Source organism: Allobosea sp. FG18, from assembly GCF_057809495.1.
Window position 1 is genome coordinate 227,757 of sequence record NZ_JBMDKB010000001.1, and the last position, 20,511, is coordinate 248,267.

The following is a 20,511-nucleotide window of genomic DNA, read 5'->3' on the forward strand; positions in this document are numbered from 1 at the left end:
TCTCACGCCTCCCCGCGTCCCCGCAGAAGATGGATGATGCCGGAGAAATCCGTGCCGCCTTCGCCCCAGGCATTGTGCAGCCCGAAGAGCTGCGCGGCGGCCGCGCCGAGCGGGGTCGAGGCTCCCGCCGCCTGCGCCGCTTCCTGCGCCAATTTCAGGTCCTTCAGCATCAGCGCCGAGGCGAAGCCCGGCTTGTACTCGTTATTGGCCGGCGAGGTCGGCACCGGGCCAGGCACCGGGCAATAGGTCGTCAACGACCAGCATTGTCCCGATGAGGTCGAGGCGACGTCGAACAGCGCCTGATGCGAGAGGCCGAGCTTCTCGCCGAGCACGAAGGCCTCGGAAACGCCGATCATCGAGATGCCCAGGATCATGTTGTTGCAGATCTTGGCCGCCTGGCCGTTGCCGGCTCCGCCGCAATGCACGATCCGGCGGCCCATTTTTGCGAGGATCGGCTCGCCCTTGGCGAAGGCATCCTCGGTGCCGCCGACCATGAAGGTCAGTGTTGCAGCCTTGGCGCCGCCGGTGCCGCCGGAGACCGGGGCGTCGAGCGAGAGACAGCCGCGCTCGGCCGCCAGCGCATGGGCCTTGCGGGCGCTCTCGACATCGATGGTCGAGGAATCGATCAAGAGCGTGCCGGGCTTCACCGCCGGCAGGATGTCGGCCCAGACGGCGAGGACATGCTTGCCCGCCGGCAGCATCGTCACCACGACTTCCGCCTCGGCCACGGCCTCCTTGGCCGAGCCGGCGATGCCGACGCCCATCTCGGCCGCGGCATCCTTCGAGGCCTGCGCGAGATCGAAGGCTTTGACGCTATGGCCGGCCTTGACGAGGTTCCCGGCCATCGGGCCGCCCATGTTGCCGAGGCCGATGAAGGCGATGTTGGTCATGCTGCGCTTCTCCCGATGTTGTCTTGGTGTCATCCCAGACGCCGCAGGCGATCCGGGAGCGTCGTCAGAAAAAGGTGTCTATTCGTCATGCGATCCCGGATCGCCTCGGCGTCCGGGATGACACCCTTTGCGTCAGTTCCCCTTCGACCGACCCACCAACCCGCGCGCGACGATCATGCGCATCACTTCGTTGGTGCCTTCGAGGATCTGGTGGACGCGCAGGTCGCGGACGATCTTCTCAATGCCGTAATCGGCGAGATAGCCGTAGCCGCCATGGATCTGGAGGGCGTGATTTGCGACCTCGAAGCCGGTGTCGGTGGCGATGCGCTTGGCCATCGCGCAGAGCTTGGTCGCGTCGGGCGTCTTGGCGTCGAGCGCCGCCGCCGCGCGCCAGAGCAGGCTGCGGGCCGCCTCGAGCTCTGTCGCCATGTCGGCGAGCTTGAACTGCAAAGCCTGGAAATCGGCGATGGCCGAACCGAAGGCCTTGCGTTCCTTGGCATAGGCGATCGACCGGTCGAGGGCGCCCTGCGCCCCGCCGAGCGAGCAGGCGCCGATATTGAGCCGGCCGCCGTCCAGGCCGGCCATCGCGATCTTGAAGCCGATGCCCTCCGGGCCGAGGCGGTTCGCCACCGGCACGCGGCAGTTCTCGAGGATCACGGCGCGCGTCGGCTGGGCATTCCAGCCCATCTTCTTCTCGTTGGCGCCGAAGGAGAGACCGGGCGTGTCCTTCTCGACGACGATGGTCGAGATGCCTCCGGGGCCGGCCTCGCCGGTGCGCGCCATCACGACATAAACGTCCGAGACGCCCGCGCCCGAGATGAACTGCTTCTGCCCGTCGAGGACGTAATGGTCGCCGTCCAGCACGGCTCTGGTCTTGAGCGCAGCGGCGTCGGAGCCGGCGCCGGGCTCGGTCAGGCAGTAGCTTGCCAGGTGCTCCATCGTGCAGAGCTTCGGCAGGAAGCGCTGGCGCTGCTCGTCATCGCCGTAGCGGTCGATCATCCAGGCGCACATGTTGTGGATCGAGATATAGGCCGCGACCGTCGGGCAGCCCGTCGAGAGCGCCTCGAAGATCAAGGCGGCATCGAGTCGGGTCAGGCCGGAGCCGCCGACATCGTCGCGGATATAGATGCCGCCCATGCCGAGCGCCGCGGCGGCGCGCATCTCCTCGACCGGGAAATGCTTCTCCTCGTCCCAGCGTGCGGCGTGAGGCGCGAGCGTCTCCGCTGCGAAATCCTGCGCCATGTCGCGGATGGCGATCTGGTCCTCGGTCAGGGAAAACGGGCTCAAGGCTTGCGCTCCTGCTGGGTGGGGGCGTCGGGCCGCGGCTTCGCGGCCTGAGATCGTCCGGGCTGCGGGTAGGCCCCGTCATAGGCCCCGGCACGGCTGCGATGGGGAGATCGGGCGGAGTCGAGCGCCACGAAATCCTGCGCCGTGGCCGGTTCCCCGGTCTTGCCGACGAAGACGCGCGGTCCCTTGTCGGTCACCACCACGTCGCCATAGGCGACGTCGCCGGTGCTGATGAAGGTTTCGACGGTCACCGGCGCGGCCGAGCGTGGCGCCCGGCTGGCCGCTGCGGCGCGCTGATGCTCCCTGTCCGCGACCGCCTGCTCGTGGAACAGCCGGCTTCGTTCCCGCGCCGCCTGCAACCGCTCCTGCCAGAGCTGGCGGCAGCGGGCGAGCTGCGTCTCGGTGAGGGGCACGTTCTCGGATGCGCCCGGCTCACAGAGCGCATCCTCGACCGGGGGAGCGGGGCCGGTCGCGAGGACCGGCCCCATGCCGCAGAGGAGGGCGAGCGACGTTGCGATGATGCGCAGCGATCGCTCCATGGCCCTCTCCGTCGGTGGCGCCTCAGTTCATCGTCGGGATGACGAAGCTCGCACCGTCCTTGATACCGCTCGGCCAGCGCGCCGTCACCGTCTTGGTCTTGGTGTAGAAGCGGATCGAGTCCGGGCCGTGCTGGTTGAGGTCGCCGAAGGAGGAGCGCTTCCAGCCGCCGAAGGTGTAATAGGCCAGCGGAACCGGGATCGGCAGGTTGATGCCGACCATGCCGACCTGGACCTTCGAGGCGAAGTCGCGCGCGGCGTCACCGTCGCGGGTGAAGATCGCGGTGCCGTTGCCGTATTCGTGGTCGTTGGTCAGCTTCAGCGCCTCTTCATAGGTGTCGGCGCGCAGCACCGAGAGCACCGGCCCGAAGATTTCTTCCTTGTAGATGCGCATGTCCTTGGTGACGTTGTCGAACAGGCAGCCGCCGACATAGAAGCCGTTCTCGTAGCCCTGCATCTTGAAGTCGCGGCCGTCGACCAGGAGCTTGGCGCCTTCCTGGACGCCGACATCGACGTACTGTTTGATCTTCTCCATCGCCGCCTTGGTGACGACCGGGCCGTAATCGGCGTTGACGTCGGTCGAGGGGCCGATCTTCAGGCTCTCGACGCGCGGGATCAGGCGCTTGACCAGCTCGTCGGCGGTCGCCTTGCCGACGGGAACCGCGACCGAGATCGCCATGCAGCGCTCGCCGGCGGAGCCGTAACCGGCGCCGATCAGGGCATCGACCGTCTGGTCCATGTCGGCGTCGGGCATGATGATCATGTGGTTCTTGGCGCCGCCGAAGCACTGCACGCGCTTACCGTTCGCGCAGCCGCGGCTGTAGATATATTCCGCGATCGGGGTCGAACCGACGAAGCCGACCGCCTTGATCTCGGGATTGTCGAGGATGGCGTCGACCGATTCCTTGTCGCCGTTGACGACGTTCAGGATGCCGGGAGGGCCACCGGCCTCGATGAACAGCTCGGCGAGGCGCATCGGCACGCCCGGGTCGCGCTCGGACGGCTTCAGGATGAAGGCGTTGCCGCAGGCGATCGCGGGGCCGAGCTTCCAGAGCGGGATCATCGCCGGGAAGTTGAACGGCGTGATGCCGGCGCAGACGCCGAGCGGCTGGCGCATCGAATAGATGTCGATGCCGGGGCCGGCGCCGTCGGTGTACTCGCCCTTCATCAGGCCGGGCACGCCGAGCGAATACTCGATCACCTCGACACCACGCTGGATGTCGCCCTTGGCGTCGGGAATGGTCTTGCCGTGCTCGCGGGCGAGCAGCTCGGCGAGCTCGTCATTATTCTGCGCGATCAGGTCGAGGAACTTCATCAACACGCGGGCGCGGCGCTGCGGGTTGGTCGCGGCCCATTTCGGCTGCGCCTCGGCGGCGTTCTGCACGGCGGCGTCGAGTTCGGCGGTCGAGGCGAGGGCGACCTTGCCGATGATCGTGCCGTCCATCGGCTGGTAGATGTCGGCCGTGCGGCCCGACGTGCCTGCGACATGCTTGCCGCCGATGAAATGCCCAACCTGACGCATTGCGCCCTCCCTACGAATTGGTGGTGTGTTGATCTTGCCATCTCCCTACCATTCTCGTTTGCGCACGGCTATAGCGAGTGTGAAACGCAGGCCGTGCGTAAACACAAATACGGGAGAGAGCCTTGGAGCGCTTCGACTGGGACGACCTCCGCTTCTTTCTGGCCGTGGCGCGCTCTGGCCGCCTGACCGCCGCAGCGCGCCGGCTCGGCGCCGATCACGCCACCGTCTCGCGCCGCATCACCTCGCTGGAGGAGGCGCTGAAGGCCAAGCTCTTCGAGCGCCGCCCCCAAGGCTACACGCTGACCGCCCATGGCGAGCGGCTCCTCGCCAAGGCCGAGAGCATGGAGACCGAGGCGCTGGCGATCCAGAGCGATATCGGCGGCGCCGATATGGCGCTCTCCGGCACGGTCAGGATCGGCGCGCCTGATGGTTTCGGTACGTCCTTCCTGGCGCCGCGACTGGCGCTCTTCGCGAAGTCCTATCCGGGTCTGGAAATCCAGCTCATCGCCATGCCGCGCCTGCTCTCGCTGTCCAAGCGCGAGGCCGATGTCGCGATCACGCTGGCGCCGCCCAAGGAAGGCAAGGTCGTCGCCCGCAAGCTCTCGGACTATCGCCTTGGGCTCTATGCCTCGCCGGAATACCTCGCCACGATGCCACCGGTGACGAAGCCGGAAGACCTCTTCGAGCACCGCATCATCGGCTATATCGACGATCTGATCTTCTCGCCCGAGCTCGACTATCTCGACGAGGTCGCGAAGGGCCTGCGCGCCCATGTCCAGAGTTCGAGCGTCATCGCCCAGATGAATGCCGTGACGGCCGGCGCCGGCATCGGCGTGATCCATCATTTCATGGCGGAAGGGGAGAAGCGGCTCGTGCCCGTCCTGCCGGAGACGGTCTCGATCACGCGCTCCTTCTGGCTGCTCGTCCATGCCGACCTGAAAGACGTGGCGCGGGTGCGCGCCATCGTCGATTTCGTCGTCCGCGAGGTGAAGGCCTCGCGCGCCCTGCTGATGGGCGAGACAAGGGTGGAGCACCGCGCAGCCGCCGAGTAGCGCGGGGGGCGACGCCGCCTGACCCGGTTGTCAGGCGGCTTCGATGGCGGTCGCCTTATGGCTCGAGCGGCAGCCCGCTGTGATAGGCGGCAAGGAAACGCTCGGACGATATCAGGTCGGCAAGAGCTCGCAGGTTTCCGGCAACAGTCGGGCCGAGCGTTGTCTCGATACGGCCATTGGCATCGGCCCAGCGGGAGATGGCCTGCTGCATGAGGCTTCGGCCGGCAGGGGTGAGCGTCGCCCGCTTGCTGCGCCGGTCTTCCAGGTCGGGATGGAGCGCGACGAGCCCATCCCGAACCAGCGGGCGCAACGCATGGGTTAACGCCGAGATCTGGACAAGCTGGTGCGTCGCGATCTCGTTGAGCGTCGGCCCCTTGTCCTGTGCGCTAAGCCCGTTAATGGCGACGAGCAGCCCGAACTGGGTCGCCTTGAGGCCGAGCGGCGAGATGGCGTCGTCATAAAGCTGGCCGAGGCGCCGCGTCGCGCGGCGCAGTGCGGTGTTTGTGCAGGCGATAACGAGGGCTGCTTCCGGAAGGACGCCGGGAGTGACGCAGTCATCCGCCTCATTGGCTGGAATCTGATCCATGCCACTAAAATAGTTGAGCCCCACACTATTGAAAGAGGGGTAGCGCATCCCATTTGATTGAGCGCTCAACAAAAAAGTTGAGTGCTCAATCAAAAAGGTTTTCATCATGAGCACGCTTTCCCACCGTAAGCTCGCCGTCATCACCGGCGCGTCCGCCGGCATCGGCGCTGTCTATGCCGATCGCCTCGCGGCCCGCGGCTATGATCTGCTGTTGATCGCGCGCCGGCGCGATCGGCTTCAGGAGGTCGCCGACCGCATCGTCTCAGCCCATGGCCGCAAGGTCGCGATTCTGGTCGCCGATCTCGCGAACGAGTCCGATCTCGCACGCGTCGAAAAGGATCTCGCCGCGCGGGGCGATATCGAGCTGTTCGTCAACAATGCCGGCATCGCCCGCTTCGCGCCGATCGCCAAGGCTCCAGCCGCCGATTCGATTGCGCAGATCGCCCTGAACGTCACGGCGCTGACCCGGCTGACCCATGCGGTCTTGCCGGGCCTCGTCGCCCGCAACCGTGGTACGATCGTCAATATCGCCTCGATTCTCAGTCTCCACACGCTGCCGCATAGCGCGGTCTACAGCGCGACCAAGGCGTTCGTGTTGGCCTTCTCGCGCGGCCTGCAGGCGGAAGTCGAGGGGACGGGCGTGACGGTCCAGAGCGTGCATCCGCCGGCGACTGCGACCGACATCTGGGAGCTTGCGGGCGTGCCGCTGGAAAGCTTCGACCCCGAGAAGGTCATGGTTGTGGATGAACTCGTCGATGCGGCACTGGCCGGGCTCGATCGAGGCGAGACCATCACCTGGCCGTCGGTCGCGGACGAAGGGCTCTGGGCCGGCTTCGAGCAGGCTCGTGGTGCGATCATCGCGGCATCGCAGACCCGCAGGCCGGCACCCCGTTACATCGCCTGAGAAGAATGGCCCGAAGGCAAGTCGCTTCGCCGAGAGGCGGCTTGCCTTGGCTCAGGCGGCGGTGCGGACCCTGTCGCGTCCGTCCTGCTTGGCGACATAGAGCGCCTCGTCCGCCTGGCCGAGGCAGGTTTCGAGCATGGCATCGGGCGCGAGCGCGGCGACGCCGATCGACACCGTGAGCGGCAAGGTTTCCCCGTTGATGACGAGTGGTGCGCCGGCAATGGCCGCGCGGATGTCGCCGCACAGGCGCTCGGCCTCGTCGAGGTCGGCACCCGGGAAGATAATGGCGAACTCCTCGCCGCCGATGCGGGCGAGCAGGTTGAAGCCGCGCTCCGCCATGACACCGAGCGTCCGGGCGACGGCCGTCAGCGCCTTGTCGCCGCCGTCATGGCCGTGCCGGTCGTTGAGCCGCTTGAAATGATCGATATCGAGAATGGCGACCGAGATCGGTAGGCCCATCTCGCGGGCTTCGCTGACGAGCTGCCGGCCACGGGCGAAGAAGTGGCGGCGGTTGAACAGGCCGGTGAGGAAGTCGCGGGCGGCAAGGTCCTGCAATTGCCTGAGCTGCTCAAGCACCTCGACATTGGAGGCGATGCGGCATTGCAGCTCCTCCAGCACGAAGGGGCGCGAGACGAAATCATGCGCGCCGGCCTTGAGGAAGCCCGCCGAGGTCTGGCGGTCGGTCGAGGAGGAGATGCCGAGGACGCGCACGTCCGGACGCTGGCGGCGGATGCGCCGTGCCAGCTCGAACCCGTCCATGTCGGGCATGTAGTAGTCGCTGACGACAAGCTGGATATCGGAATTGCTCTCCAGGATGGTCAGAGCCTCCTGCCCGGACCCGGCCTCGACCACGGCATATTGCTGGATCGACAGCATCCGCGCGAGCACCTTGCGGGTCGTGCGGGTATCGTCGACGACGAGGATACGGGTGTTGCGGTTGTTCAGCGCCCGCTTGACCGTGCCGACGATATTGGGAAGGGCGAACTCGTTGTCCTTCAGGACGTAGTCGATGACCTCCCGTTCCATGATCCGGCCGCGCGTGGCAAGATCGAAGGTGGCGGTGAAGACGACCGAGGGGATGCCGTGCGTCACGGTCCAGTCGAGCGCTTCGCCGCGCGGGGCATCGGGAAGGTTGAGATCGACCACGGCGATCGCATAGGCGCCGGGCGCTGCGACGATCAGGTCGCTGACCTCCTTCAGCGAGGCGCAGGTCGTCACCGGCAGCCCGGTCTCGGCCTGAAGAAGCTGCCGCAGCGCGAGTGAGAAGGTCCGCGAATCCTCGATGACGAGGATCTGGCGATCGTCCGGTACGGGCTCCGGCCTGGCCTGCAATGTCTGATGGGCACCCATTCTCCATCTAGGGCGCCCGCAAGTTTAATTTTCCGTCACGTCTGCCGTCAAAGGCCGCTTGGACTACGTCAAATCCGCCACGGCAGGATATTGTGCTGTCGGTTGCGACCGATCAGGTCGAGCGCCAGCATCACGATGAGGATGACCACGCAGGCGCTGATCGCCACCGCCGCCGCCTCGCCGGCGAGACCCGCTTCCTTGAGGCTGAACAGCACGACTCCGAGCGTCTCCGTGCCCGAGGACCAGAGCAGCGCCGAGACCGTCAGCTCGTTGAAGGCGACGAGGAAGACCATCAGCGCCGAGACGGCAGCAGCTGGCGCCAGGATCGGGGCGACGATGAAGCGCAGCATCTGCGTGAGACCGGCGCCGTCGAGCTTCGCAGCATCCTCGTGATGCGCCTCGATCTGCGCCATCGCCGCGACCGGCGCCTTCAGCGCCAGCGGCAGGAAGCGGGCGAGATAGGCGAAGAGGATGATGAAGGGCGTGCCGTAAATGCTGACACCGATCAGCGGCAGCGGCTTCAGGAAGATCAGGATGCAGGCGATGGCGAGCACGATGCCGGGCAGGGCATAGGGCAATTCGATCATCAATTCGACGGTGCGCCTGAGCTTGCCGAGCCGCCTTTCCAGCGCATAGGCGAAGACGATCGCTAGGATGGCGAGGATCAGCGCCGCGCTGCCGGCGAAGAGCAGCGAATTGCGGAAGGCGCGCATGGTCACGGCCTGCCGCAGCAGCACCTCGTTGAACTTGTCGAAGGTCAGCGTCTGCCAGGAGAGCTGAACGCCGAGTGCCGGCGTCAGCGCCTCGCTCAACAGGGCGAGCAGCGGCAAGCCGAGCTTCAGCGTGAGCAGCAGCCAGAGACCGGCGGCGACAAAGGTGCGGGCGGGGCCAAGCAGCCAGTACGGCTCGAGCGGTCGTTCGATCTCGACCTTGCCGCGCTGATTGCGCGCGGCGAGCGCTGCCGCGACGATGCCGAGCGCTGCGACCACGCCGACCAGCACGGCGAGAGCCGCCGTCTCGCCGAGGCTCGACGGGCCGAAGCTCGATAGCCGGCGATAGATCAGCGTCGGCAGCGTCAGGTAGTTCACGGGCAGGCCGAGCAGGGCCGGAATGCCGAAATTGCCGACGCCCGCGACGAAGGCAATCAGCCCGGCGGCGATGATCTGCGGCCGCAGCACCGGGAGGATGATTCTGGTGGTGATGGTCGCGGGCGCGGCACCTTCCATCTGCGCTGCCTCGACCAGCGATTGCGGAATGCTGCGCAGCCCGGTCCAGAGCGTGATCGCGACGAGCGGCGCATGATGCAGCGCCATGACCAGGATGATGCCGCCGCGCCCGAACAGCGGGTTCGGCGTGCCCGGCGGCGGCGCGAGGCCGATCAGCGACAGGATTGGCGAGTTCGGTGCGAGCAGGCTGAGGAAAGCGAGTGCCGCCACCTGCGGCGCGATCATCATCGAGAACACGAAGGCGAAGGCGAGGGGGCGCTTGCCCCTGACATCGGTAACGCCGAGCGCCAGCGCGACGATGCCGCCGACGAAGAGCGCGCCGAGCGCCGAGAGCGAGGCCGTCTCCAGCGTATGCCAGGTCGCGGTGACAGCCGCGCGGCTCGTCATCTCGGTGAAGGCTTCGCCCGGCGCGAACTGCCAGCCGGGCGCGAAGGCGGCCGCGACCAATCGGAAGAAGGGCAGGCCGCCGAGCAGCAGCGCGACTGCGACGACGAGCGCCGGCAGGCCCCAGCCTTCTGGCAGGCGCAAACGTGGAGCCGGCGGGGCCGCGATCGCGGGCTCCCGCTGGCTGTTTCGGGCAAGGGCCAGCGTCATCGTGCCGGCCACTGCGAGAGCAAGGCCATGATCACTCGAAGATCGAACCGAAGCGCTTGCGGGCGGCGGTCTCGTCAGCCAGCGCCTTGGCGGCGTCGAAGGCCATCAGTTTGATCGCGCTGCGGGCGGGATAGCCGGCCGGCAGGGCGACATCCGGATGGGCGGCGACATAGCCCTGCTTCAGCGCGAGCTCCTGGCCCTCCTTCGAGAGCAGGAAATCGATGAAGGCCTTGGCGGCTTCCGGGTTCTTGCTGGTCTTGAGGATCGCGACCGGCTCGCTGACGGCGGAAACGCCCTCGCTCGGGAAGACGAACTCGACCGGCGCGCCCTTGGCCTTCTCGCGGATCGGCATGAAGTCGACGATCATGCCGTAGAGCTTCTCGCCGGTGGCGACCTGGCGCAGGATGTCGCCATTGGCGCCGGCGGCCAGCGTGCCGTTCTCCTTGAGCTTCTCGTAGAAACCCCAACCGTCCCGAAGATTGCTGGCCAGCGTGATCGTGTGGATCAGCGCCGCGCCCGAGTTCAGCGGGCTCGGCATGGCCAGTTGGTTCTTTGCTTCCGGCTTGACGAGGTCCGTCCAGCTCGCCGGCTTCATCGTGGCCTTGGTGTTGTAGACGATGCCGGTGGTGATCAGCTTGGTCGCGAACCACATCTTCTGGGGGTCGTGGATGCCGGCCGGATAGGTGCCGAGATCGGCCTTGTCATGGGCGAGCAGGCGCCCGTCCTTCTTCAGGCCTTCCATGGTCACGGCATCGGCGATGAGCAGCACGTCGGCCTGCGGGGCGCCGGCCTCGAGTTCGGCCTTCAGCTTCGCCATCACGCGCGGCGTGCCGTCGCGGACGAAGGAGACTTCGACCTTGGGATACTTCGCCTTGAAGGCGTCGATGGTCTGCTGGGCGTCGGTATTGGGCTGGCTGGTATAGAGCACCAGCTTGCCCTCGGCTGCGAGGACCTGCGGCGCGGCGGCGAGGCCGGCGGCGAGGATGAAGGCGCTCAGGGCCTTGCGCTGCATGTCGGTACTCCATCTCTTGATCGCTGTTGCGAGATGGCGCTGCCGGTAGACCCGTCACATGACAGTTCCATGAAGTGGCCGAATGTTTCTCCAGTGGAACGGTTGTACAGCCTGCAATTAGAAATACTTTTTGAGCGAGCGCCCCCGCTTGTTTCGTGCGGGGCTTTTCGATTAGGGTCGCGGCAAGACGACCATAAGGTCGCTTTAAAACGGTTTAAACGGGAGGATATCGGATGAAGCTTGTACGGCATTTTGCCATGGGAACCGCTGTCGCGGCGGTGGTCGCGGGCTGGTCCGGCGCCGCCATGGCGCAGGAGACGCTGACGGCCTGGTTCACCAAGGGATTCTACAAGGGCGAAGACGATGCGCTGCTCGCCGTCGTCGACAAGTTCCAGAAGGCCACGGGCGTCAAGGTCGAGCTCTCGCTCTACGCGACCGAGGACTGCGTCACCAAATCGGTCGGCGCGGTCGATGCCGGCACGCCGCCGGATGTCGGCTTCTGCACCACCTACGATTTCCGCACCACCGGCAAATGGGCCTATGACGGCAAGCTCGAGGACGTCTCGGACGTGATCGAGCCGCTGAAGGGCGAGTTCCAGCCGATGGCGCTCTCGACCACCTTCCTGATGAACGGCAAGGCCGGCAAGAAGTCATACTATGCCTTCCCGGTCGAGCAGCAGATGATGCACATCACCTACTGGAAGGACATGCTGGAGGAGGCGGGCTTCAAGGAAGCCGATATCCCGAAGACCTGGAACGGCTACTGGGATTTCTGGTGCGACAAGGTCCAGGGCGCGATGCGCGCCAAGGGCAAGCGCGTCTACGGCATCGGCCACCCGATGGGCGTCGCGGCGTCAGACACCTTCTATTCCTTCCTGACCTTCGCCAACGCCTATAACGCCAAGGTCGTCGATGAGAACGGCAAGATCGTGCTCGATCAGCCCGAGAACAAGAAGGCGATGGTCGAGGCTGTGAAGTCCTACGCCAACGTCTTCCAGCGCGGCTGCTCGCCGCCGTCTTCGGTGAACTGGCTGGACCCCGACAACAACGTCGCCTTCCACAACCGCACCACCGTCGCCACGCACAACGCCACGATCTCGATCGCCGGCAAGCACATGGACGACATGAACAACCAGGCGCTGACCGCCGAGCAGCGGGCGACGGCCAAGAAGAACTACGAGGACAACATCCGCACCGCCGAGTTCCCGCTCAAGGCGGACGGCAGCAAGATGACCAACCTCGCCGCCGTCAAGACCGCGGTGATCTTCGCCGATGCCAAGAACAAGAAGCGCGCCAAGGAGTTCATGGCCTTCTTCATGAAGGACGAGAACCTGCGGCCCTTCGTCGAGGGCTCGGCCGGCCGCTGGGTGCCGACGACGCTGAAGGCGATCGACGCGCCGTTCTGGTCCGATGGCAAGGACCCGCATCGCGCGGTGGTCTACAAGCAGTACAAGGACGGCACCGTGCCGTTCCAGTTCGTCTACAACTACAATTTCACGACCGTGAACGCCGAGAACGTCTGGGCCAAGGCCGTGAACCGCGTGGTTCAGGACAAGATCCCGGCCGAGCAGGCCGTGGACGAGATGATCGCCCGCATCAAGCAGATCGCCGGCTGACACGCGCCTTCGTTGCGCTTGCGTCAACGACCCGCCGCGGCAAGGATTGCCGCGGCGTATCTTTCACAGGGTGATAAATCTCCGGAGAGTCCATGAGCACAGCCGCCATGACCGCGCCGCTAGCGGCGCCGCGCGATGACGCATCGGGGTTCACGCGGGACCGCGCGATGTGGGGGGCGATCATGCTGGCGCCCTATGTGCTCGTCTTCGCCGTCATGGTGGTCTATCCGGTGGCCTATGGCCTCTGGCTGGGTCTCAACTGGAATTCCTACCGGGCGCTCTTCGCCGACCCGATCTTCATCCGCACCGTCGTCAACACGATCATCTTCCTGTTCGTGGCGGTGAACCTGAAATTCCTGATCGCGCTCATGCTGTCGGGTTTCTTCGTGCAGCAGCGGCCCTGGATCCGCATCGTCCTGGTGCTGTTCATCCTGCCCTGGGCGGTGCCGTCGATCCCGACCATCCTGTCCTTCCGGGTGATGCTGAATCCCGAGAACGGCATGCTGAACCAGCAGCTTTTCCAGTGGTTCGGCATCATGGAGGGGCCAGGCTGGCTCACCGACCCGACGCTCGCCTTCATCTCATCGATCTTCGTCCATATCTGGAAGTCGCTGCCGTTCTGGACGCTGATCCTGATCACCGGCCGGCTCGCCATCGCGCAGGACCTCTACGAGGCCGCGAGCGTCGACGGCGCCAATCGCTGGCAACAGTTCCGCTTCATCACCTGGCCGTCGCTGGCGACGCTCTACGTCACCTCGACCATGCTCTCGATGATCTGGACGCTGGGTGACTTCAACAGCGTCTACCTGCTCACCGGCGGCGGGCCGGGCGATCTCAACCACGTGCTGGCGACGCTCGGCATCCGCTACATGCGCAACAACAATCTCGATCTCGGCATCGCCTCGATCATCGTCGCCATGCCGCTGATCCTGCCGATGGTCTTCGTGATGGTGAAGCGCCTGTCGAAGGGGCCGGACGCATGAAGAAGTTCCTCGACGAAGGCAAGCTGCTCCTGATCGCGGTCCCCGTCCTGGTCTGGACGCTGCTGCCGATCTATCACCTCTTCGTGCTCTCGATTTCCAACCAGGAATCGATGCTGGCCGGCAAGCTCTGGCCCGACCAGCCGACGCTGCAGAACTTCCAGATCGTCTTCGCCCAGCAGCACTACTACCTGCACAATTTCTGGCGGCAGATGTTCAACAGCTTCTTCATCGCGGTGGCGACGGGGCTGATCACGCTGTTCGTCGCGACCTTCGCGGCCTTCGCCATCGCGCGCCTCAAGGTCAGGGGCGGGCGCACCATGATGAACCTCGCGCTGGCGACCTACCTGATCCCGGCCGCCTTCCTCGCCATCCCCATGTACAAGGCGATGGGCTCCTACGGCCTCCTCAACACGCAGGCCTCGCTGATCCTCGCGATGGTCGCGCTGGCTTCGCCCTATGCGATCTGGGTGCTGAAGCAGGCCTCCGACAAATTGCCGAAGGAGCTCGACGAGGCCGCGGTGATGGACGGCGCCACCTCGATCCAGCTCTTCCGGCTGGTCTACCTGCCGCTGATGAAGCCTTCGATGGTGGTGATCGGCATCTACGCGCTGCTGCTCGCCTGGAACGAGTATCTCTACGCCTTCCTGCTGCTCTCCTCGGAGAAGGCGGTTCCGCTGGCGGTGGGCCTCGGCCTCTTCCTCTCGGCCGACGACGCGCCCTGGAACCTGCTGATGGCGGCGGGCCTGCTCTATGCCATCCCGCCGGCGGTGATCTACTACCTGTTCCGCAAGAACATGGTCGGCGGCCTGACCTCGGGCGCGGTGAAGAGCTAGGCCGGAAAAGACGCCCTTCCTTCAGGAGATGCCCGGGGCAAGCCCGGGCATGGCGCGCGGCGTCAGCTCGCCGCATAGCCGAATTGCTTCATCGCTCTCGCAATGGCGGTGAACAGGCGTCACAGTGGACGCGTTACGACAAGAAGAAATGCCGAGGATTGATTTGATGACCGCCTCCAAGCTCGACCAGCTCCGCCAGATGACCACCGTCGTCGCCGACACCGGCGACATCGAGGCCGTGCGTCGCCTGAAGCCCGTCGACTGCACCACCAACCCGACCCTGATCCTCAAGGCGGTGGAGACGCCGGCCTACGCCCATATCGTCGACGAGGCGATCGGCTGGGGCAAGAAGCAGGGTGGCAGTGAGAAGGCGGTCCATGCCGTCTGCGACCGCCTTGCCGTGAGCTTCGGCACGGAGCTGACCAAGATCGTCCCCGGCCGCGTCTCGACCGAGGTCGATGCCGATCTCTCCTTCGACACGGCCGCGACCATCGAGAAGGCGCGCGCGGTCATCGCCGCCTACAAGGAGCGCGGTGTCGAGAAGGACCGCATCCTCATCAAGATCGCCTCGACCTGGGAGGGCCTGCAGGCCGCCAAGGTGCTGCAGGCCGAGGGCATCGACTGCAACCTGACCCTGCTCTTCGCCTTGCCGCAGGCGGTCGCGGCGGCCGAGGCCAACGCCTTCCTGATCTCGCCCTTCGTCGGCCGCATCCTCGACTGGCACGTCAAGGCCGGCGGCGGCCCCTACACCGCCGAGACCGATCCCGGCGTCGTCTCGGTCAAGAGCATCTACGCCTATTACAAGGCCTTCGGCATCAAGACTGTCGTGATGGGCGCCTCCTTCCGCAACACCGGCGAGATCGAGGCGCTGGCCGGCTGCGACCGCCTGACCATCGGGCCTAGCCTACTCGACGAGCTCGCCGCCGCGACCGGCGACCTGCCGCGCCGCCTCTCGCCCGCCTCCTCGCCGCAGATGGAAGCGGGCGTCAGCCGGAAGCTCGGCTTCGACGAGAAGGCCTTCCGATTCGCCATGAACGAGGATGCGATGGGCACGGAGAAGCTGGCCGAAGGCATCCGCGGCTTCGTCAAGGACCTGCGCGGCCTGCGCAAGCTCGTCACCGCGAAGCTCGGCTGACCCCGCCATGGCAGAGCGGCGGATCGCCGTCGTCACCGGCGGCGCCAAGGGTATCGGCGCCGCGGTAGCCGAGCGGCTGGAGCAGGACGGCCTCGTTCCCGTCGTCTGGGATATCGTGGCGCCCGCAACGGCCGGGCGCCTGCATCTCGCCTGCGACGTCTCCGACGAGAACTCGGTCGCTCAGGCCTTGGCCGCAACCGAGCGCGAGCACGGTCCCATCGCCGTGCTCGTCAACAATGCCGGTTTGACCGGCCCCTCGACCACGGTCGCGGAGACGCCGCTGGCGCAATGGCAGAAGGTGCAGGCGATCAACCTGACCGGAACTTTCCTCTGCTCGCAGGCGGTAGCCGATGTGATGATACCGCGCGGCCATGGCCGCATCGTCAACATCGCCTCGCTCGCCGGCAAGGAGGGCACGCCGACGCTCTCGGCCTACAGCGCCGCCAAGGCCGGCGTCATCGCCTTCACCAAGGCGCATGGCAAGGAACTCGCCGGCACCGGCGTTCTCGTCAACGCGGTCGCGCCGGCCGCGGTCGAGACCGAGCTGCTCCAGCAGATGAGTGCGGAGACGGTCGCGACGATGATCGGCAAGAGCCCGCTGAAGCGGCTCGGAACTGTCGATGAGTTGGCCGAGCTTGTCGCCTGGCTCGCGAGCGAGCGCTGCAGCTTCTCGACCGGCGCGGTCTTCGATCTCTCGGGCGGTCGCGCCACCTACTGACGGCGCGTCTTGCGGTAGATCATTGACGCGGCCTGCGCGCGGGCTTCTGATAGCGGTCTGCACTGACGAGGCCGCCACGGCTGTCGCGGCCCGCCCAACCGGAGTCGGCCATGACCACGCCTGCAGAATCCGCGCCCCGTCCGGGCTCCTCGCTCGCCACCCATCTCGTCCCGCTCCGGCGCAATTCGGGCTGGCTGATGGCGGCCGGCATCGCCCTCGTCATCCTCGGCATCGTCGGGCTCGGCGCTGTCGCGATGCTCAGCCTCGCCAGCGCGATCTGGTTCGGGGCGATGATCCTCGTCGGCGGCGTCGTCGTGCTGATCGACGCCTTCCGGCATCAGGGCTGGAAGAGCCGCGTGCTGCACATTCTCATCGGCCTGCTCTATGTCGCGGTCGGTCTGATGACCTTCGCCAATCCGCTTCTCGCCACGGCCTCGCTGACGCTGCTGGCCGGCGCTGCCCTGGTCGCGACCGGCGTGTTGCGCCTCGTCGTCGCGTTCCAGAACCGGGAGCTGCCGGCTTGGCGATGGCTGGCACTGTCGGGTGCGCTGTCGCTGCTGCTCGGTGGCATGATCCTGGCGCAATGGCCGGGCTCGAGCGTCTGGGTGCTCGGCACCTTCTTCGCGATCGAGCTGATCTTCCAGGGCTGGGCTGCGATCGCGCTGGCGCGCGCGATCCGCTCGACCTTCGACGGCGTGAAATCGCGCTGAATTCGGCTGCGGCCTACTCAGCCGCTTCGGCCGTAACAGCCGGCTTGGCCGGCGTGCTGAGGTCGTTGAAGCGGGCCCGCCCGCCGGCTGCTGCCGACTGCAATTGCTGTTTCCAGCCCTTGGCATCGCTGCCGCCGAGCGCGACGAAATCGGCGGCGCGCGAGGCATCGGCATCACGGCCCTGATAAACCAGCACGCCGCGGGCCGTGACGACGATATCGCCGCGCCGCAGCGTCGGGTCCTTCAGATACCACTGCTTGTCGGCCTGGGGATCGAGCTGGACGACGGGCGGTTTGGGCTTCGAGGACGCCTCCGGCGCCCGCGCACGCGGCGCCCGCACGCGCGGCTCGTCGTCATATTCGTAGATCGGAGAGGCCCGCAGACGCGGCCCGCCACCGAACAGTGCGCGAGCGAGATCGTCGAACAGGCCGGCAGCTTCCGCCGCAGGCGCGGCCGCCATAAGGAGCGCCGCCGCGAGTCCGAACCGCGCCATCCCGTTGCGTGCCATCGCCTTGCCCTCCGCTACCACCAGCTCAACGCTCAATGGTCGCGAAAGGTTCGGTTCAGGTTCACGGACGAGGTTAAGATTCTCGTCCGGGGCGTTTACTTTTTAGCTTGAGCCGCGAAAGCCTCGGCACGGATCGTCGAAAGCGACTTCGCCGGGGTGATTGCCTCGGGGTCGAGCAGGCAGTGGATGATCGCGGGCTTGCCGCTCTTCACCGCGCGCTCGAAGGCCGGCGCGAATTCCGAGGTCTTCTCGACGCGCTCGCCATGGCCGCCGAAGGCCTTGGCGTAAGCCGCGAAATCCGGGTTCTTCAGCGTCGTCGCCGAGACGCGGCCGGGATATTCGCGCTCCTGATGCATGCGGATCGTGCCGTACATGCCGTTATCGACGACGATGACGATGACGGGAAGGTCGTATTGCACGGCCGTCGCGAAATCCTGGCCGTTCATCAGGAAGCAGCCGTCGCCCGCAAAGGCGATCACCGTTCTATCCGGGAAAATCCGCTTGGCGCCGATCGCGGCCGGCACGCCATAGCCCATCGAGCCGCAGGTCGGGGCGAGCTGCGTCGCGAACTTGTTGAAGCGGTGGAAGCGATGCACCCAGGTCGCGTAATTGCCCGCGCCGTTGCACATAATCGCATCCTCGGGGAGCTGGCTGCGCAGCCAACGCACCATCTCGCCGGGATGGAACTCGCCGGGCACGGGCGCCGGCTGCTCGCTCCAGGCGATATAGGCTTCATGCGCGGCAGCGCCCGCGCCCTTCCAGGCCGGCGCCTTCGGCGGCTCGATCGTCTTGAGCGCGGCGCAGAAGCCGGCCGGCGAGGCATTGATCGCGAGCGTCGGGCGATAGACCCGGCCGAGCTCTTCCGGGTCGGCATGGACATGGACCAGCGGCCGGCCCGGATTGGGAATGCCGAACAGCGTGTAGGACTGGCTCGGCATCTCCGAGAGACGCCCGCCGACCAGCAGGACGAGGTCGCTCTCCTTGATGCGGGCGAGCAGCTTCGGGTTCGGGCCAATGCCGAGATCCCCGGCGAAGTTCGGATGATCGGCCGGGAACAGCATCTGCCGGCGGAACGAGACCGCGACCGGCAGGTCGAAGCGCTCGGCGAAGGCCTGGAAATCGGCGATCGCCTCCGGGCTCCAGCGCGAGCCGCCGAGGATCGCGATCGGCGACTTGGCAGAAGCGAAGCGCTTGGCGAGATCGGCCATCTGCATCGGGGCAGGGTGCTGCTCGGTGACCTGATAGGGTTCGGCGTCGGCGACGTCAGCGATGTCGGTCAGCACGTCCTCGGGCAGTGCGATCACGACCGGGCCGGGGCGGCCGGAGGTCGCGACATGGAAGGCGCGGCTGATGATCTCCGGGATGCGCGCGGCGTCGTCGATCTCGGTCGCCCATTTGGTCATCGTGCCGAAGACGGCGCGGTAGTCGAGCTCCTGGAAAGCCTCGCGCTCGCGCATGCTGCCGTCGATCTGGCCGACGAAAAGGATCAGCGGGGTCGAGTCCTGATCGGCGATATGGACGCCGGGCGAGGCGTTGGTGGCGCCGGGGCCGCGGGTCACGAAACAGATGCCGGGCTTGCCGGTGAGCTTGCCGGCGGCTTCCGCCATCATGCAGGCGCCGCCTTCGGCCCGGCAGATGGTGACCTTCATCGAGGCGTCGTGCAGCGCGTCGAGCACCGCGAGATAGCTCTCGCCCGGCACGCAGAAGGCGTCGGTGGCGCCGTGGATCAGAAGCTGGTCGACGAGGATCTGCCCGCCAGTGCGATTAGCCATGCTGTGGCCCTCCCCAGGCCGGGTCGTTCAAAATGTCGTCGGCATGTTCGCCGAGCCGTGGGCTCGAGCGCCCGGCCACCTGCCGCACGCCGTTCATGACGATCGGCGAGGCGACGGTCGGAATGGTGCCCGCTTTCGCCGCTGCGCTCGGCAGATCGACCTTGACGCCGCGCGCGACGATCTGCGGGTCGGCGAAGACCTCGCCGATATCGTTGATCGGACCGGCGGGCACGCCGACCTTCTCCAGCCCGGCGAGCAGATCGGCCTTGGCATAGCGCTGGCAGAGCAGGTGCAGCTTCGCCGTCAGCGCGACACGGTTCTTCACCCGCGACTTGTTGTCGAGATAGTCGGGATGATCGGCCAGCGCCGGCTCGCCCAGCACTTCGCAGAGCTTGCGCCACTGCCCGTCATTGCCGGTCGCGATGATGATATGGCCGTCCGCCACCGGGAACACGTCATAGGGCACGATGTTCGGATGGGCGTTACCGAGCCGGGGCGGCGGGTTGCCGCCGACGAGATAGTTCATCGCCTGGTTGCCGAGCACGGCGACCTGCGAGTCGAGCAGGGCGAGATCGAGCGTCGCGCCCTCGCCGGTGGCGTCGCGCTGGCGCAAAGCCGAGAGGATGCCGACCGAGGCATAGAGCCCGGTATAGATGTCGGCGACGGCATAGCCCGCCTTCATCGGCGCGCCCGCAGGCTCGCCGGTGATCGACATCGCCCCGCCCATGCCCTGGACGAGGAAGTCGTAGCCGGCGCGGGGTGCATAGGGGCCATCCTGCCCGAAGCCGGTGACCGAGCAATAGACGAGACGCGGGAATTCCTTGCGCAGCGCGGCCGCGTCGAGCCCGTATTTCGAGAGGCCGCCGACCTTGAAGTTCTCGATGACGACATCGGCATGCGCCGCGAGACGCCGGACCAGCGCCCGTCCCTCGGCCGTGCGGAAATCGGCCGTGATCGAACGCTTGCCGCGATTGGCGGCGTGGAAATAGGCGGCGGAGAGATGTTCGTCGCCGGTACCTTCGACGAAGGGCGGGCCCCATTTGCGGGTGTCGTCACCCTCGGGTGCCTCGACCTTGACGACATCGGCGCCGAGATCGGCCAGGAGCTGGCCGATCCAGGGACCTGCGAGGATGCGCGCCAGTTCGAGGACGCGCAGGCCGGTAAGCGGTGGGGTCGAAGTCATCAGGCTCGATCCGCGCAGTCATCCCGGCCGGAGCAAAGCGGAGAGCCGGGATCCATGCCTGACCGCCAAACGGCGATGTTCCAGCATGGATCCC

Annotated in this window: 19 protein-coding genes; 8 read left to right on the forward strand and 11 right to left on the reverse strand. The window is 66.5% G+C overall.

Translation table 11 applies throughout. The features are described 5' to 3' along the window. Nucleotides 1–2 precede the first annotated feature (2 nt). The 4 genes from mmsB to ACODTJ_RS01145 form a co-directional block, all read right to left on the reverse strand. Nucleotides 3–890 carry a 3-hydroxyisobutyrate dehydrogenase gene (gene mmsB, locus ACODTJ_RS01130; RefSeq protein ID WP_454658089.1) on the reverse strand — a complete coding sequence of 296 codons (888 nt, stop codon included), beginning with the start codon at nt 888–890 and terminating at the stop codon, nt 3–5. 132 nt (nt 891–1,022) lie between these two features. Continuing rightward, a complete protein-coding gene (locus tag ACODTJ_RS01135) occupies nt 1,023–2,177 on the reverse strand; it encodes an isobutyryl-CoA dehydrogenase (protein WP_454658088.1) in 1,155 nt (384 codons plus the stop codon). Beyond that, a complete protein-coding gene (locus tag ACODTJ_RS01140; RefSeq protein ID WP_454658087.1) occupies nt 2,174–2,716 on the reverse strand; it encodes a hypothetical protein in 543 nt (180 codons plus the stop codon). The genes ACODTJ_RS01135 and ACODTJ_RS01140 overlap by 4 nt, the downstream gene beginning before the upstream one ends. Nucleotides 2,717–2,738: 22 nt before the next feature. After that, complete coding sequence (locus ACODTJ_RS01145; protein ID WP_377845891.1) at nt 2,739–4,235, reverse strand: CoA-acylating methylmalonate-semialdehyde dehydrogenase; 1,497 nt, start codon at nt 4,233–4,235, stop codon at nt 2,739–2,741. A gap of 122 nt (nt 4,236–4,357) precedes the next feature. On the opposite strand from ACODTJ_RS01145, the gene ACODTJ_RS01150 reads away from it, so the two are divergent. Continuing rightward, entirely contained in the window at nt 4,358–5,287 is a 930-nt protein-coding gene (locus ACODTJ_RS01150; RefSeq protein WP_488847404.1) for a LysR family transcriptional regulator, read from the forward strand. A 55-nt stretch (nt 5,288–5,342) separates the two neighbouring features. On the opposite strand, the gene ACODTJ_RS01155 is transcribed toward ACODTJ_RS01150, so the two are convergent. Further along, nucleotides 5,343–5,981 carry a MarR family winged helix-turn-helix transcriptional regulator gene (locus ACODTJ_RS01155; protein ID WP_454658085.1) on the reverse strand — a complete coding sequence of 213 codons (639 nt, stop codon included), beginning with the start codon at nt 5,979–5,981 and terminating at the stop codon, nt 5,343–5,345. Here ACODTJ_RS01155 and ACODTJ_RS01160 point away from each other — a divergent pair. Beyond that, nucleotides 5,980–6,777, forward strand: coding sequence for an SDR family NAD(P)-dependent oxidoreductase (locus ACODTJ_RS01160; protein ID WP_454658084.1), 798 nt, complete (start codon nt 5,980–5,982; stop codon nt 6,775–6,777). The two genes, ACODTJ_RS01155 and ACODTJ_RS01160, sit on opposite strands and share 2 nt — an antisense overlap. Before the next feature lie 51 nt (nt 6,778–6,828). Here ACODTJ_RS01160 and ACODTJ_RS01165 read toward each other — a convergent pair whose 3' ends face one another. The 3 genes from ACODTJ_RS01165 to ACODTJ_RS01175 all read right to left on the reverse strand — a co-directional run bounded on the left by ACODTJ_RS01165 (nt 6,829) and on the right by ACODTJ_RS01175 (nt 10,959). Next, nucleotides 6,829–8,127 carry a GGDEF domain-containing response regulator gene (locus tag ACODTJ_RS01165; protein WP_454658083.1) on the reverse strand — a complete coding sequence of 433 codons (1,299 nt, stop codon included), beginning with the start codon at nt 8,125–8,127 and terminating at the stop codon, nt 6,829–6,831. 68 nt (nt 8,128–8,195) lie between these two features. After that, nucleotides 8,196–9,947 (reverse strand): ABC transporter permease, encoded by a 1,752-nt coding sequence (locus ACODTJ_RS01170; RefSeq protein ID WP_454658082.1) that lies wholly within the window; start codon nt 9,945–9,947, stop codon nt 8,196–8,198. A gap of 31 nt (nt 9,948–9,978) precedes the next feature. Beyond that, complete coding sequence (locus ACODTJ_RS01175) at nt 9,979–10,959, reverse strand: ABC transporter substrate-binding protein (RefSeq protein WP_454658081.1); 981 nt, start codon at nt 10,957–10,959, stop codon at nt 9,979–9,981. 257 nt (nt 10,960–11,216) lie between these two features. Here ACODTJ_RS01175 and ACODTJ_RS01180 point away from each other — a divergent pair, with 257 nt between their 5' ends. The 6 genes from ACODTJ_RS01180 (at nt 11,217) to ACODTJ_RS01205 (ending at nt 16,954) form a co-directional block, all read left to right on the forward strand. Further along, entirely contained in the window at nt 11,217–12,575 is a 1,359-nt protein-coding gene (locus ACODTJ_RS01180) for an ABC transporter substrate-binding protein (protein WP_488847406.1), read from the forward strand. A 107-nt stretch (nt 12,576–12,682) separates the two neighbouring features. Continuing rightward, complete coding sequence (locus tag ACODTJ_RS01185; RefSeq protein WP_454659041.1) at nt 12,683–13,558, forward strand: carbohydrate ABC transporter permease; 876 nt, start codon at nt 12,683–12,685, stop codon at nt 13,556–13,558. Further along, nucleotides 13,555–14,391 (forward strand): carbohydrate ABC transporter permease, encoded by an 837-nt coding sequence (locus tag ACODTJ_RS01190; RefSeq protein ID WP_454658079.1) that lies wholly within the window; start codon nt 13,555–13,557, stop codon nt 14,389–14,391. The genes ACODTJ_RS01185 and ACODTJ_RS01190 overlap by 4 nt, the downstream gene beginning before the upstream one ends. Nucleotides 14,392–14,557: 166 nt before the next feature. Continuing rightward, the gene (gene tal / locus ACODTJ_RS01195) at nt 14,558–15,526 is read left to right on the forward strand and encodes a transaldolase (RefSeq protein ID WP_454658078.1); all 969 of its coding nucleotides are present in this window, start codon (nt 14,558–14,560) and stop codon (nt 15,524–15,526) included. A gap of 7 nt (nt 15,527–15,533) precedes the next feature. Beyond that, a complete protein-coding gene (locus ACODTJ_RS01200) occupies nt 15,534–16,244 on the forward strand; it encodes an SDR family NAD(P)-dependent oxidoreductase (RefSeq protein WP_454658077.1) in 711 nt (236 codons plus the stop codon). Between the two features lie 110 nt (nt 16,245–16,354). After that, on the forward strand, nt 16,355–16,954 hold the full coding sequence (locus tag ACODTJ_RS01205) for an HdeD family acid-resistance protein (protein WP_454658076.1): 600 nt from the start codon (nt 16,355–16,357) through the stop codon (nt 16,952–16,954). 13 nt (nt 16,955–16,967) lie between these two features. Here the strand turns inward: ACODTJ_RS01205 and ACODTJ_RS01210 are convergent, their stop codons facing one another. The 3 genes from ACODTJ_RS01210 to ACODTJ_RS01220 all read right to left on the reverse strand — a co-directional run bounded on the left by ACODTJ_RS01210 (nt 16,968) and on the right by ACODTJ_RS01220 (nt 20,417). Next, nucleotides 16,968–17,462: a hypothetical protein gene (locus tag ACODTJ_RS01210; protein WP_454658075.1), complete on the reverse strand. Its 495-nt coding sequence runs from the start codon at nt 17,460–17,462 to the stop codon at nt 16,968–16,970. A 95-nt stretch (nt 17,463–17,557) separates the two neighbouring features. Further along, nucleotides 17,558–19,234, reverse strand: coding sequence for a thiamine pyrophosphate-binding protein (locus ACODTJ_RS01215; protein WP_454658074.1), 1,677 nt, complete (start codon nt 19,232–19,234; stop codon nt 17,558–17,560). Continuing rightward, nucleotides 19,227–20,417 (reverse strand): CaiB/BaiF CoA transferase family protein, encoded by a 1,191-nt coding sequence (locus ACODTJ_RS01220; RefSeq protein ID WP_454658073.1) that lies wholly within the window; start codon nt 20,415–20,417, stop codon nt 19,227–19,229. Before ACODTJ_RS01220 ends, ACODTJ_RS01215 begins: the two co-directional genes overlap by 8 nt. Between the last annotated feature and the right edge of the window lie 94 nt (nt 20,418–20,511).